Origin of the sequence: Streptomyces sp. NPDC048417 (genome assembly GCF_040651615.1) — a bacterium.
Classification (GTDB): domain Bacteria; phylum Actinomycetota; class Actinomycetes; order Streptomycetales; family Streptomycetaceae; genus Streptomyces.
This window is the reverse complement of record NZ_JBEZKI010000011.1, coordinates 99,439-113,499: the sequence shown is the minus strand read 5'-3', so window position 1 is coordinate 113,499 and position 14,061 is coordinate 99,439. Positions and strand designations below refer to the sequence as shown.

At 73.0% G+C, this 14,061-nt stretch carries 11 protein-coding genes; 7 read left to right on the top strand and 4 right to left on the bottom strand.

Features of this window, described 5'->3' with window-relative positions; genetic code table 11:
- Positions 1 to 116: 116 nt before the first annotated feature.
- The 4 genes from AB0D59_RS18995 to AB0D59_RS18980 all read left to right on the top strand — a co-directional run bounded on the left by AB0D59_RS18995 (position 117) and on the right by AB0D59_RS18980 (position 3,304).
- Positions 117 to 284 carry a hypothetical protein gene (locus AB0D59_RS18995; protein ID WP_362566227.1) on the top strand — a complete coding sequence of 56 codons (168 nt, stop codon included), beginning with the start codon at positions 117 to 119 and terminating at the stop codon, positions 282 to 284.
- A 111-nt stretch (positions 285 to 395) separates the two neighbouring features.
- A complete protein-coding gene (locus AB0D59_RS18990) occupies positions 396 to 950 on the top strand; it encodes a PDZ domain-containing protein (protein ID WP_362566224.1) in 555 nt (184 codons plus the stop codon).
- Between the two features lie 216 nt (positions 951 to 1,166).
- Entirely contained in the window at positions 1,167 to 2,297 is a 1,131-nt protein-coding gene (locus tag AB0D59_RS18985; protein ID WP_362566221.1) for an aminopeptidase P family protein, read from the top strand.
- Between the two features lie 62 nt (positions 2,298 to 2,359).
- Positions 2,360 to 3,304: an aminoglycoside phosphotransferase family protein gene (locus tag AB0D59_RS18980; RefSeq protein ID WP_362566219.1), complete on the top strand. Its 945-nt coding sequence runs from the start codon at positions 2,360 to 2,362 to the stop codon at positions 3,302 to 3,304.
- A 72-nt stretch (positions 3,305 to 3,376) separates the two neighbouring features.
- Here AB0D59_RS18980 and treZ read toward each other — a convergent pair whose 3' ends face one another.
- Complete coding sequence (gene treZ, locus AB0D59_RS18975; protein WP_362566217.1) at positions 3,377 to 5,122, bottom strand: malto-oligosyltrehalose trehalohydrolase; 1,746 nt, start codon at positions 5,120 to 5,122, stop codon at positions 3,377 to 3,379.
- Between the two features lie 176 nt (positions 5,123 to 5,298).
- On the opposite strand from treZ, the gene AB0D59_RS18970 reads away from it, so the two are divergent.
- From AB0D59_RS18970 to AB0D59_RS18960, 3 genes are all read left to right on the top strand, one after another.
- Positions 5,299 to 5,850 (top strand): DUF1707 and FHA domain-containing protein, encoded by a 552-nt coding sequence (locus AB0D59_RS18970; protein ID WP_362566214.1) that lies wholly within the window; start codon positions 5,299 to 5,301, stop codon positions 5,848 to 5,850.
- A 160-nt stretch (positions 5,851 to 6,010) separates the two neighbouring features.
- Positions 6,011 to 7,336, top strand: a complete 1,326-nt coding sequence (locus AB0D59_RS18965; RefSeq protein ID WP_362566211.1) for a M14 family zinc carboxypeptidase — start codon at positions 6,011 to 6,013, stop codon at positions 7,334 to 7,336.
- Positions 7,333 to 7,749, top strand: coding sequence for an SSI family serine proteinase inhibitor (locus AB0D59_RS18960; protein ID WP_362566208.1), 417 nt, complete (start codon positions 7,333 to 7,335; stop codon positions 7,747 to 7,749). The genes AB0D59_RS18965 and AB0D59_RS18960 overlap by 4 nt, the downstream gene beginning before the upstream one ends.
- Positions 7,750 to 7,808: 59 nt before the next feature.
- Here AB0D59_RS18960 and AB0D59_RS18955 read toward each other — a convergent pair whose 3' ends face one another.
- The 3 genes from AB0D59_RS18955 to glgX form a co-directional block, all read right to left on the bottom strand.
- Positions 7,809 to 9,062, bottom strand: coding sequence for a M14 family zinc carboxypeptidase (locus AB0D59_RS18955; protein ID WP_362566627.1), 1,254 nt, complete (start codon positions 9,060 to 9,062; stop codon positions 7,809 to 7,811).
- A 288-nt stretch (positions 9,063 to 9,350) separates the two neighbouring features.
- On the bottom strand, positions 9,351 to 11,723 hold the full coding sequence (gene treY / locus AB0D59_RS18950; RefSeq protein WP_362566206.1) for a malto-oligosyltrehalose synthase: 2,373 nt from the start codon (positions 11,721 to 11,723) through the stop codon (positions 9,351 to 9,353).
- Positions 11,724 to 11,816: 93 nt separating this feature from the next.
- The gene (gene glgX, locus AB0D59_RS18945; protein ID WP_362566204.1) at positions 11,817 to 13,925 is read right to left on the bottom strand and encodes a glycogen debranching protein GlgX; all 2,109 of its coding nucleotides are present in this window, start codon (positions 13,923 to 13,925) and stop codon (positions 11,817 to 11,819) included.
- Positions 13,926 to 14,061: the final 136 nt, after the last annotated feature.

The window sequence follows — 14,061 nt, the reverse complement described above, 5'->3', positions numbered from 1 at the left end:
GACCGCGGCCCGGAAGCAGGGGCGCCGTCCTCGAACAGGGCCGCGGCGCGCCCGGGCTCATCCTCGCCGCCGCCCCTACCGCGCTCGGCCCGCCGTCCTCGCGGCCCACCCCGCCCGTGGGCGTCACCCTGTGCGCGCTCGACCGCGACGACATCCCGGTCACCGAGTCCGAGTCCCGGCTCGTCCGCCGGGTGGAACTGGTGTGCGGCGGGACACCCGCAGGGGCGGCGGCGGACCCGATGGCAAGGCTTTCCGACGAGGCCCAACGCGCAGGTGGGACCTGAGGCTTCCCGCCTCTGACCCACGGCCGCCGGCCCCTGACCAGGGTCAGTCTCACTCGTTCGTGTCTCGTCGCGCCCGCGTGCGCCGGGTAGAGCTGCGGCTGGAGGCGAACCATGGAACAGACCGCTTTGCGTCCCAAGCCGATCCCCGGTCAGGAACTCCGGGACGGCCCCGAACCCGGCCCGGCCCGGCACCCGCACGCCGCGCGCCGCCGCGGCCGGCGGATCAGGTCCCTGCTCTTCGGCCTGATCGTCGGTATGGTCCTGGTGCTGTCCGGAGTCGGAATCGGCACCGTCGGCGCCACGGTGATCGGCGTGAGCAGACTGGCGGAACTGCGGCGCCACGCCCCACCGACGCCGACCCGGCCCACCCCGTCAGCCACCGCCGGCCCCTCGCGGACGGCTGCCGTGACCCTGGGCGTGGAGGCCGTGGACGCCGAGAAGGTGGGCGCGCTGGTGGTGGGCGTCCATGTGCCGGGGCCGGGCTACACGGCGGGGCTGGTCCGGGGCGACGTACTGCTCCAGCTCGGCGACCGGCGGATCGACAGCGCCGCCGACCTGGTACGAGCGGTGACCGAGGCCCGCCCGGGCAAGGAGGCCAAGCTCACGGTGCGCCACGAGAGCGGGGGCTACCAGCAGCTGACTGTGGTGCCGGGCGTCGTTACTTGAGAACACCCGCACGGACGCGCCCCAAAGGGGCGCGGGGCTGTATACATGTGCGGCTCCGCCGCGTGGGCGCGATCAACCACAACCCACCCGCACCGGCAGGACAACCGCAACCCGCAACGGCGGCTCTGCCCAAACCGGCTCGCGCGGCCAGGCCGCACCCGGCAGGATGCATGCCGAGGCCCCTACAGCCCCCTCACCCGCGCAAGGAGGCCCTGGATGACCGGCACCGAACCCGCCGCGCCCTTCACCGCCGGCGACTACAAGTCCCGCATGACGCGTGCGGCGCACACCGCGGCCGACGCCGGACTCGCCGGCCTCCTGATCGCCCCCGGCCCCGACATGGTGTGGCTCACCGGCTACACCCCCACCGCGGTCACCGAACGGCTCACCCTCCTCGTCCTGACCCCCGGCAAGGACCCCGTCCTGGTCGTCCCCACCCTGGAGGCCCCCGACGCCGAGAAGGCCGACGGCTCGGCCGCCCTGACCCTGCGGGACTGGACCGACGGCATCGACCCCTACACCGTCACCGCCGGCCTGCTCGCCAAGGACGGCCGCTTCGGTATCAGCGACAACGCCTGGGCCATGCACCTGCTGGGCCTGCAGAAGACGCTCCCCGACACCTCCTACGCCTCCCTCACCGACGCGCTGCCCATGCTCCGCGCCGTGAAGGACGCGGCCGAGCTCGAACTCCTCGCCGCCGCAGGGGCGGCGGCCGACGCGACGTTCGAGGAGATCCGCAAGGTTCCCTTCGCCGGCCGCCGCGAGTCCGACGTCGGCCACGACCTCGCCGACCTGCTGCGCCGCTTCGGCCACCACCAGGTCGACTTCACCATCGTCGGCTCCGGCCCCAACGGCGCCAACCCGCACCACGAGGTCGGCGACCGGGTCATCCAGGACGGCGACATGGTCGTCCTCGACTTCGGCGGCCTCAAGGACGGCTACGGCTCCGACACCACCCGAACGGTGCACGTGGGCCCGCCGACCGCCGAGGAGTGCGAGGTGCACGACATCGTGCGTGCCGCCCAGGAGGCCGGCTTCCGGGCGGTACGCCCCGGTGCCGCCTGCCAGGAGGTCGACCGGGCCGCCCGCGCGGTCATCACCGACGCCGGGTACGGCGAGTACTTCATCCACCGAACCGGCCACGGCATCGGCGTCACCACGCACGAGCCGCCGTACATGATCGAGGGCGAGGAGCAGCCGCTGGTGCCCGGGATGTGCTTCTCCGTGGAGCCCGGCATCTATCTGCCCGGCCGCTTCGGGGTGCGGATCGAGGACATCGTCACGGTGACCGAGGAGGGCGGGCGTCGTTTCAACAACACCACCCGCGAGATGGTCATAGTGGGCTGACCCACCGGCCCCGGGCATATCCTCTCGCCCCTACCCCACCCCGAACGGCAACGGCGCGATCCATGACCCAGGCACCGACACCCACCGCGGACACCATCCGCCGACTGGTCCGTTCGCTGCTCAAGGAGAGCGCGACCGGAACCCCGGGCCTCGACATCCGGCCCGTCGCGGCGGGCGGTGAGCACTCCACCTGGTGGGTCGGCACCCGTTATGTGCTGCGCCTCGCCCCCGACCGCGAGGCCTCCGTGCGCCAGCGCCGCGAACTGCGCCTGCGCGACCTGGTGCGCCCGCACCTGCCCGTCGCCGTCCCGGCCGGGGTCACGCACGGCGAGTGGGCGCCGGGACTGACCTACACACTGGACACCGCGATCCCCGGGGGTACGGCCGAGGAGCACGACGTCTCGGCGGTCGGCGAGGCCGATCTGGCCGGGCTGCTCACCGGGCTGCGCGAGGTGCCGGTACGGCAGGCCGTGACGCTCGGCGTGCCACGCACCCCGCCGCGCTCCCTGGAGGCGCTGCGCCGGATGGCCGTGGCCGCCGCCGAACGCCTCGCCATCGCCGACGAGTTCGACCCCGCACCCCTGCTCCACTTCACCTCGCCGGGCGCCGCCCAACTCGCCGCCCAGCCCGGTACGGCCGTGCTGGTCCACCACGACCTCAAGGGCGAGCACCTGGTGGTCAGCGCCGACGGCAGGGTGCGCGGGGTCCTCGACTGGACCGACGCGGCGGTGGGCGACCCCGCCGAGGACATCGCCGGGCTCGCCCTCGCGGTCGGCTCCGGCGCGGCCGTCCGCGCGGCCACCCTCGCCGGCTACGGCGCCCGCCCCTGCCTGCGCGGCCTGTGGCTCGCCCGCTGCGACACCGTCATCCGCCTCACCGACCGCCTCGACGGCCGCGACGACAGCCCCCTGCCCCTGCTGCGCACCCAGCTCCGGCGCGCCTGGGAGGCGATCCTGCTGGAGCGCGTGTCGGACCTCCGGGAGGACGGCACGGACGAGGAGGCGTAGGGCACGCGCGCGTGCAGCCGTACGCGTGTCCCCGCACCCGCGCGTGCACCCCGTACGTCGGCACGCGCGGGCTCATGCCTGGGTCAGTACCACGCAGGACTCGCCCGGCACCCGCAGCAGCCCGTTCGTGTCCGGTGCCGTCACGGTGTCCCACGCGGCCAGGACCTCCACCCGGGCGGTGCCCAGCGGGATCGCGGCCGCCTCCTTGCCCAGGTTCACGGCGACCCGCACGTCACCGCGCCGGAACGCCAGCCACCTGGCCTCCTCGTCGTACGCCACCTTGGTGTCGGCGAGGTCGGGGTCGGTGAGGTCCGGCTGCTCGTGGCGCAGGACGAGCAGCCGGCGGTACCAGGCCAGCACGCGCGCGTGCGGCTCGCGTTCCGGCTCCGACCAGTCCAGGCAGGACCGGTCCCGGGTCGCCGGGTCCTGCGGATCGGGGACGTCCTCCTCGGCCCAGCCGTGCGCCGCGAACTCCCGTCGCCTGCCGCGTCGTACGGCCTCCGCCAGATCCGGGTCCGTGTGGTCGGTGAAGAACTGCCAGGGGGTGCCCGCCGCCCACTCCTCGCCCATGAACAGCATCGGCGTGAAGGGCGCCGTGAGCGTCAGCGTGGCCGCGCAGGCCAGCAGGCCGGGGGAGAGGGTGGCCGAAAGCCGGTCGCCCTGGGCGCGGTTGCCGACCTGGTCGTGGGTCTGGGTGTAGCCGAGCAGCCGGTGCCCGGCCATCCGCGCGCGGTCCAGCGGCCGGCCGTGGTGGCGGCCCCGGAAGCTGGAGTAGGTGCCGTCGTGGAAGTAGCCGCCGGTGAGGGTCTTGGCGACGGCGGCGAGGGGTGCGCGCGCGAAGTCGGCGTAGTAGCCCTGGGACTCCCCGGTCAGCGCGGTGTGCAGGGCGTGGTGGAAGTCGTCGTTCCACTGGGCGTCCAGGCCGAGCCCGTGCTCCGCGCGCGCGGTGATGACCCGTGGGTCGTTCAGGTCGGACTCGCCGACGAGGAACAACGGCCGGCCAGACTCGGCCGCCAGGCCGGCCACGGCCGACGACAGCTCCTCCAGGAAGTGGCGCGCGCGCGTGTCGCACAGCGCGTGCACCGCGTCCAGGCGCAGTCCGTCGATCCGGTAGTCGCGCAGCCAGGCCAGCGCGCTGCCCACCAGGTACGCGCGCACCTCGTCCGAACCAGGCGCGTCCAGGTTGACCGCCGCGCCCCAGGGCGTGTGGTGCGTCTCCGTGAAGTACGGACCGAACGCGGGCAGGTGATTGCCCGACGGGCCGAGGTGGTTGTGGACGACGTCCAGGACGACACCGAGCCCGAGCCCGTGCGCCCGGTCGACAAACCGCCTCAGCGACTCGGGGCCGCCGTACGGCTCGTGCACCGCCCACAGGGAGACCCCCTCGTACCCCCAGCCGTGTCGGCCCGGGAACGGGCAGAGCGGCATCAACTCCACATGCGTGACGCCCAGTTCCTTCAGATGGTCCAGGCGCCCGGCGGCCGAGTCCAGGGTGCCCTCGGGGGTGTACGTGCCCACGTGCAGCTCGTAGAGCACCGCTCCCGGCAGCGCGCGTCCCGGCCACGCGGCACGCCACTCGTACCGCCCGTGGTCGACGACCGCGCTGAGTCCGTCCGGTCCGTCCGGCTGGCGGCGCGAGCGCGGGTCGGGCAGCACAGGGCCGTCGTCCAGCGCGAACCCGTACCGCGTGCCGTCCTCGGCGTCCGCCTCCCCGGCCCACCAGCCCGGCCGCCGCGGATCACGCTCCAACGCGCGCGCGGCGCCGTCGCAATGGAGCGTCACACGGTCTGCCTGCGGTGCCCACACCTCGAACTGCACGGACGGTTCCCCTTCGTCTGGCCCATCGTGAGGTAGTCCGTCCATCGTGCCGTGAAAAGAGATCAATCCGCTTTGAATCCCGGCTTTGCCGACGGGTGTCGCCGTACGTACGCGCGCGCGACGGCCGTTTCCCTGTTTTCTGGACACCCGGGGTTCACTGACCCAGAATCGGCAATGTGACGTCGTCCTTCGAGTTCAACACCTATCCCGCGCGGCTGTCCGACGCGGAACGTGAGAAGGCGCTGAGTGTGCTGCGCGACGGCGTTGCCATGGGACGGCTGTCGCACGACACGTTCGTGCGCCGTATGGAGTTGGCGCTCGCCGCCCGCCGCGTGGACGAACTCGCCGTACTCACCGCCGACCTGCCCCAGGAGAACCGCTTCGCGCGCGTGCTCCTCGGCACCGTCGAGGCCGTCTCCGGGTTCACGGTGCGGCTTCGCCGGGCCTGGCTGGCCGAGCGGCTGCCCAAGCTGCTGCTGCCGCACCCCGGCACCGGGCACCCGCTGCGCATCGGCCGCGACCCCGCCAACGGGCTGCGGCTCAACCACGAGACGGTCTCCCGGGTGCACGCCGAACTCCGCCGGCAGGGCGGCCTGTGGGTGCTCAGGGACCTCGGCTCCACCAACGGCACGACCGTGAACGGCCGCCGGGTGATCGGCGCCGCCATCGTCCGTGAGGGCGACCAGATCGGTTTCGGCCGGGTGTGCTTCCGGCTCTCGGCCCACTGAGCTCGCGCCTTCTCCCAAGTGGCTGAAAAACGTTTGTCCACCGCGGTGTTGACGTACCCCCCAAGTCGTGACTGACTGTGCGTACTCCATGCACATCATGTGAACCGACGGCACAGCATCGTGGAGGTGTGCCCTGCCGCCCCTCCACCGTTTTCCGTCCGTGGACGAGCTGTCCTCGAGCGCGGCCGCACTGGTCGCCGACCACCCCCGGGACGCCCGGCTGCACCGGATCGGCACCTCCCGCGCCGGCACTCCGCTGTGGCTGCTTTCGATCGGTCACGGCAGCCGGCACGCCCTCGTCGTGGCCGGTCCGCACGCCAACGAACCCGTCGGCGGCGCCACCGTGCTCCGCCTCGCCGACCGGGTCCTGGCCGACCCCCGGCTGACCGAGGACGCCGACGTCACCTGGAACCTGCTGCTGTGCCTGGACCCGGACGGCTCGCGCCGCAACGAGGGCTGGCTGGCCGGGCCGTACACGCTGGGCCACTACTTCCGGAACTTCTTCCGGCCCGGCTTCCTGGAGCAGCCCGAATGGCTGCCCGACGGAGCCGACGCCGCCGCGCTGCCCGAGACCCGGGCACTGCTGGACCTCCAGGACGAGCTGCGGCCCTTCCTCCAGTGCTCGTTGCACGGCGTAGACGTCGGCGGCGGGTTCGTCGAGCTGACCGATGACCTGCCCGGCCTCGCCAGGCGCCTCGCGCACACCGCCAGCCGGCTCGGCATCCCCCGCGAACTCGGCGCCTACGACGCCCTGTACTGGCCCACCCTGGGCCCGGCCGTCTACCGGGTGCCGCCGCCCCGCCGGGGTGACCTGGCCGCCGCCATCACCGAGGCGGCCGTCGAGTCCACCTGGTTCCATCCGTACCGGCACGGCACCGTCACCGCCATCGTCGAGGCGCCCATGTGGGGCGTGGCCGCCGTCCAGGACAGCGCACCGCCCGCCGACCGGGACGCCGCGCTGCGCGCCGTCAGCCGGAGCCTGCGGCACGACACCGGCCTCCTGGAGGGCGTCCTGACCCGGATCCGGCCCCAGTTGTCCGGCGCGCCGGACGCGGCCCGGCTGCTCGCGCCGGTGGACGACTACCTGCTGGTCTGCCCGGGACTCGCCGACGCCTGGGACCCCGGCATCGACGCCGGCAGCGCCCGCCCGCTGCCCCCGCTCAGCACCGCCCATCTGGCCGCCCTGCGGATCGCCGGTCGCCGGCTGGTCCTGCGTGCCGCCGGGCTGCTGCACCGGCTGCTGCGCGGCACCGGCCACGATTCGGCCGGTGCCCTGCCCGACCTGGACCGTCTGATCGACACCTGGTGCGCGGACTACCACCAGGACTTCGGCGCGCGCTGGATCCCGGTCGCACGCCAGGCCGAGTACCAGACGCGCGTGGTCCTGAGCGCCTTCGAACTGGCACACCGCCAGGCGCGCGTGCGTTCTCGTTCGGGTGAGTCGGGCTGGGGTGCGGAGGCCGCCGTGCCGATGCACCGGGAATGACCCCTCTGATCAGAGTGACAGCGGCCGGCGGTGCCCTGCTGGCGGCCGCCGCCCTCCTCGCCGCCGGCCCGGCCCAGGCCGCACCCGGCGCCACCGACGGCGGCGACTACCTGTACCTGACCGTCGCCAAGGGCGACAGCCGGTCCGGCGACACGCCCGGCACACTCCTGCTGTGCGACCCGCCCCAGGGGCACTCCCGCGCGGCCGAGGCCTGCGCCGAACTCGACACGGTGGGCGGTGACATCGCGCGCATCACCCCGGCCAAGGACGCCATGTGCCCGATGGTCTACGCCCCCGTGACCGCGCAGGCGCGCGGGCAGTGGAACGGCCGGCCGATCGAGTACCACGAGACGTTCTCGAACTCCTGCCAGATGGCGGCCCGTACCGGACCGGTCTTCGCCCTCGACAGCTGACCCCGGGGGCGGCGTGCGGCCCCTGGGGGTGTGCTCCACCGGACAGGCCCCGGAGATCCTCACGCCGCCCGCTCACGGGCGTGCCGCGCGGCCGCCAGCACCGTCCGGGACTGATGCTCCACCTGACGCTCCAACGGCACCCAGCGGGCTTGGAAGCGCTCCCCGTAGGCGTCGCACCAGGAGGCCACCAGCTCTTCCAGCCGCGGCACCGCACGGTCGTCCGCCTCCCGCAGCACCCGCAGCAGCATCGACGCCGCCCGCAACGGCAGCCGCCGCCCGAAGGCGTCCACGCTGCCGACGTACGCCATCGTGGTGTCGATCGGCGGCCGGCGGATCCAGTCCTCGGCAAGCCCGGGGATCAGCCCCAGGGCCCAGCGGGCCGCCCGCAGCAGCGGCCCGTCCAGAAGGCCCTCCAGCCGGGGCAGCGCCTCGGTCAGCACCCGCTCCACCTCCCGCGAGTCCCGCAGCAGCCGGCCCGCGAGCCGCCGCATCGCCACGGCCGGCGCCGGATGCGGTGCCGGGTCGTCGACCAGGTCGCTCGCCCACATCGGCACCTCGACCACCGCCGTCAGGCCGCCGTAGCGGTGCGCGTGGTACCAGGTGCTGTGCCGTGCGTCGTCCGGCATGCTCGGGTACGCCACCCCCGACCCCGGGCCCGGCATCACCCGGACCCCGGGACCGGACGCCGGCCAGCCCGCGGCGTCCGAGGCACCCGTCTCCACCGGGATGTGCAGCTCCGCCGCTGACTTGGCGAACGGCTCGGCGAGCCCGGGCACGTCCTTCGTCAGCTGCACCCAGCTGCCGCCCAGATCGGTGCCGTGCAGGGTCACCTGGAGGTAGGGGCGGAGCTCGTCGATGACCCCGAGCAGGGCTCGGGTCTCGGGCGGCAGCCGGTCCGGTGGCAGCACCGACGGCGACCACTCCGGCTGTTCCGGGCCCGGCGGGCGGTAGAAGTTGTGGTGGTAGTCGAGCAGGCTGCGCGGTGCCGGGGTGACGTGCAGGCTCGCCCCGTCCGGGTCCGCGCACAGCAGGAAGTGCCAGGAGGTCTCCGCCCGTAGGTCCCGCTCTTTCAGTACCCGTTCGGCGAGCACCTGGAGGGTGCCGCCCCCGGTCGGCTCGTTGGCGTGGGCGCCCGCGACCACCAGCACCGCCTGCCGGGCGTGCCCGACGGACAGGAGGTGCAGCGGTCTGCCCGCGCGGGAGACGCCGATCTGCCGCAACGTGCACAGGCCGGGCCGGTGAGCGGCCAACGCCCGGGCGGTTGCGACCAGTTCGGGAACACTGGGGTAACGCAGCTCCGGCAGGAGACTCACCCCCGACTTGTCCGCCTGGCTTCGCATTCCCCAGTCCCGCACGGCATAGGTGAACTGTCAAGAACCTCCCGGGGGAGGCTCCAGGGGGCGCCCGGGTGCATGAACCGTCGGCCGACAAGGCGGTTGACGCCGACGGGGGTGCGAAGCCATTACGGGGCGCGGAACGGCTCCGCGCGCTTTTACGGACGCCGCAGGCGCCCGATCAGTTTCGGCAACCCCCGGACCCGGCCTCATATTCACCCGTACGAGTGAATATGCCCCTCGGTGCTCTCGGTGCTCTCGGTGCCCTCAGTGCCCGTCGTCTTCGCCGCCCCCGCCGTCCACCCGCTCCAGCAGCGCCACCGGCAGCCCCTCGAAGAGCACGTCCACGCGCGCGTGCCCGGTGAACTCGCGCTCCGGCGCCAGCACGTCCGCCCACCGCCCCGGCGGCAGCGGCAGCACCGTGTCCCGCCAGCCGCCCGCCGCGGCCAGCCGCAGCGACAGCCGGGTCACCGCCGTGACCACGTCGCCGGAGCGCGCGAACGCCAGACAGTGCGCCGCGGCCGGGCCCTCGGCCGTCAGCGGCGCGTACGTCGCCGTATCGCCGAAGACGCCCGGGCGGCGCGCCCGCAGCCGCAGCGTCGCCGCCGTCACCGTGTCCTTCTCGCCCGGGTGCTCGGGCGGGAAGGAGACCGGCAGCCGGTTGTCCGGGTCCACCAGCGCCCGGAACTCCCCCTCCGTGCCCTGGTAGACGTCCGGCACACCCGGCATCGTCAGATGGACCAGAGCCGTGCCGAGGACGTTCGCCCGGACGTGTGCCGCCAGCGAGGCCCGGAAGGCCGCCACCCGCTCTCCTGGCGCCCCGCACGGGCCCGCCGCGACGAACGAGGTCACCGCCTCCTCGTACGGTGGCTCCTGCTCCGTCCAGCTCGTGTACAGGCCCGCCTCCCGCACATGCTTCAGCAGCGCCCCCTGCACCCGCTCCGGGGCCGCCGGGCCGAGCCCGAACACGGTCTGCCAGGCCGCCCACGCCAGCTGCGCGTCCGGTACGCCCGCCCCGTCCCGGGTCACCTCGGTCAGCACGTCCGCCCAGCGCTCCGGGCACTCCGTCAGCACAGCCAGCGCCGCCCGCACGTCGGCGCTGCGCTTGGTGTCGTGCGTCGTGACCACCGTCCCGGTGAGCGGCCAGTCGCGCTGCACGCGCGCGCAGTACGCGTGGAAGTCGTCGGGGGAGACGCCCGGACTGCCCGGGGCACCGCCCACCTCGGTCGCGGACAGCAGCGGCACATAGCGGTAGAACGCCGTGTCCTCCACGGACTTGGCCCGCAGTGCCGAGGCGGTCTGCGCGAACCGCGTCCGGAACTCCGCGGGCCCGGGGCCGTCGTCGCCCGCCAGCAGCAGCCCGCGCACCACGTCCACCGCCCCGCCCTCCTCGGGCACCATGAAGGCCGAGCGGGCCTCCTCGGCCGTCTGCTCGGTGACCACGGCGGCCGTGTCACCCGAGGTGTAGGGCCGGTACACCCGCATCCGCACCAGCAGCTCCTCCAGTGCGATGCGCAGCGCCCAGGGCGCCCGGTCGCGCAGCGCGGGGTCCGGCGAGGTCGCGCACACGTGCGCGGCGACCCGCGTCAGCCGGTCCGTCTCGGCCGCCAGCTCGTGCGTGAGCACCTTGTACGCCGCCCGCCGCACGGTCGCCTCCCAGTCGCCGCCCCGGTCCGTCTGGGGAGCCGCGAACCGCCGGTAGCCGTCGAGCAGTTCACGGGCGCCGACGGGGTCCGTGAACAGGCCGTCCACCTGCCGCAGCGCGTCGTACCCGGTGGTCCCCGCGACCGGCCAGCCGGCCGGCAGCCGCTCGCCGTCGGCCAGGATCTTCTCCACGACCGTCCAGCGCCCGCCGGTCGCCTCGTGCAGCCGGGCGAGATAGCCGTCCGGGTCGGCGAGCCCGTCGGGATGGTCGACGCGCAGCCCGTCCACCACCCCCTCGTGCAGCAGCTGGAGGATCTTGGCGTGGGTGGCCTCGAACACCTCCGGATCCTCCACCCGCACCCCGATCAGCTCCGAGATGCTGAAGAACCGCCGGTAGTTCAGCTCGGTCCGGGCCAGCCGCCACCACACCGGGCGGTACCACTGGGCGTCCAGCAACTCCGGCAGCGGCAGGTCCGCGGTGCCCTCCCGGAGCGGGAAGGCGTGCTCGTGGTAGCGCAGCACGTCCCCGTCGACCACCAGCTGCCCGAGCACCTCGCCGACCGGCCCGCCCAGCACCGGCACCAGCAGCTGCCCGCCCTGCGCCTCCCAGTCGACGTCGAACCAGCGCGCGTACGGCGACTTGGGGCCCTCCCGCAGGACCTCCCACAGGGCGTGGTTGTGCCGGGGGGACATGGCCATGTGGTTCGGCACGATGTCCACGACCAGCCCGAGACCGTGCTCCCGCGCGGTACGCCCGAGCGCGCGCAGCCCCTCCTCGCCGCCGAGTTCGGCACGCACGCGCGCGTGGTCGACGACGTCGTAGCCGTGCGTGGAGCCCGGGACGGCCTCCAGGACGGGGGAGAGGTGCAGATGGGAGACGCCGAGCGAGGCGAGGTACGGCACGGCGGCTTCGGCGGCCGGGAAGGGGAAGCTGGGCTGGAGCTGGAGGCGGTAGGTGGCCGTCGGGACGGTGAGGGCGGTTCGCTCGGCTGTCATGCGGACGTATGTACCCGTCTCGTCAGGTTATGTGTCACAGTGCGGGCCGGTGGGGGCTTGTCGCGCCGTTCCCCGCGCCCCTGAGGGGGCGCGTCATGCCGGCCTCTTCAGAACAGTCAGGCTCCGCCCCACCAACGTCAGTCGTGCACCCCCGTCCACCTTCGGACCGGGCGGCACCTCCTCGGCCCGGGCCGTGTCCACCACCACCTCCCACTGCCGGCCGTGATTCACCGGCACCAGAAACTCCAGCGGATCCGGCGACGCGTTGAACATCAGCAGGAAGGAGTCGTCGGCGATGCGTTCCCCGCGGGTGCCGGGTTCCGAGATCGCGTTGCCGTTGAGGAACACCGTCAGGGCCGACGCCTGTGTGGACCCCCAGTCCTGCTGGGCCATCTCATGGCCCTCCGGAGTGAACCAGGCGATGTCGGACAGCTCGTCGTGGGTGCCCTCCACCGGACGGCCGTGGAAGAAGCGGCGACGCCGGAAGACCGGGTGCTCCTTGCGCAGCCGCGCCATCGCGCGCGTGAAGGCCAGCAGGCCGCTGTCGTCCTCGGGGGCCGGCCAGTCCACCCAGGACACCTCGTTGTCCTGGCAGTACGCGTTGTTGTTGCCCTGTTGCGTGCGCGCGAACTCGTCGCCGTGGCCGATCATCGGCACACCCTGGGAGAGCATGAGCGTGGCGACGAAGTTGCGCATCTGCCGCTCGCGCAGTTCCAGGATCGCGGGGTCGTCGGTGTGCCCCTCGACCCCGCAGTTCCAGGAGCGGTTGTGGCTCTCGCCGTCCCGGTTGTCCTCGCCGTTGGCCGCGTTGTGCTTGTCGTTGTACGACACGAGGTCGTGCAGGGTGAACCCGTCGTGGCAGGTCACGAAGTTGATGGAGGCCAGCGGGCGGCGGCCGTCGTCCTGGTAGAGGTCGGAGGAGCCGGTCAGCCGGGACGCGAACTCCGCGAGCGCGCGGGGCTCGCCGCGCCACAGGTCGCGCACGGTGTCGCGGTACTTGCCGTTCCACTCGGTCCACAGCGGCGGGAAGTTGCCCACCTGGTAGCCGCCCTCGCCCACGTCCCAGGGCTCGGCGATCAGCTTCACCTGGGAGACCACCGGGTCCTGCTGCACCAGGTCGAAGAACGACGAAAGGCGGTCCACCTCATGAAATTGCCTCGCCAGCGTCGCCGCGAGATCGAAACGGAAGCCGTCGACGTGCATCTCGGTCACCCAGTACCGCAGCGAGTCCATGATCATCTGGAGGACGTGCGGGGACCGCATCAGCAGGGAGTTCCCGGTGCCGGTCGTGTCCATGTAATAGCGGGGGTCGTCGGTCAGCCGGTAGTACGACGGGTTGTCCAGGCCCCGGAAGGACAGCGTCGGGCCCAGGTGGTTGCCCTCGGCGGTGTGGTTGTAGACGACGTCCAGGATCACCTCGATCCCGGCCTCGTGCAGCGCCCGGACCGCCGACTTGAACTCCAGGACCTGCTGGCCGCGGTCGCCCCAGGAGGCGTACGCGTTGTGCGGGGCGAAGAAACCGATCGTGTTGTAGCCCCAGTAGTTGTTCAGGCCCATGTCGACCAGTCGGTGGTCGTTCACGAACTGGTGGACCGGCATCAGCTCCAGCGCCGTGACGCCCAGCTCCGTCAGGTGCTCGACGACGGCCGGGTGCGCGAGGCCCGCGTAGGTGCCGCGCAGCTCCTCGGGCAGGCCCGGATGGCGCATGGTCAGGCCCTTCACATGGGCCTCGTAGATCACCGTGTGGTGGTACTCGGTGCGCGGCCGCCGGTCGTCGCCCCAGTCGAAGTACGGGTTGATCACCACCGAGGTCATGGTGTGCGGGGCCGAGTCCAGGTCGTTGCGCTTGTCGGGGTCGCCGAAGTGGTAGCCGTACACCTCCTCGCCCCAGCGCACCGACCCGCTGACCGCCTTCGCGTAGGGGTCGAGCAGCAGCTTCGCCGAGTTGCAGCGCAGACCGCGTCCGGGGTCGTACGGGCCGTGCACCCGGAAGCCGTAGCGCTGCCCGGGCATCACCCCCGGCAGGTACGCGTGCCGGACGAAGGCGTCGCTCTCGCGCAGTTCCACCGCCGTCTCGGAGCCGTCGTCGTGCAGCAGACACAGCTCCACTCGGTCCGCGGTCTCCGTGAACACCGCGAAGTTGGTCCCGGCACCGTCGTACGTGGCACCGAGCGGATACGCCTCTCCAGGCCAGACCTGCATGAAGTCGACTCTTCCAGGTGTGCATTGCGCGCGGGGGCGCCTTGGTCATGAGTCTGCCCGAAAGTAATGGAACCCCAGGTGACTTACGCCCCTCTTACCCGGCGACCAGTGCACACAGCGGCCCATGTGGCGAAGT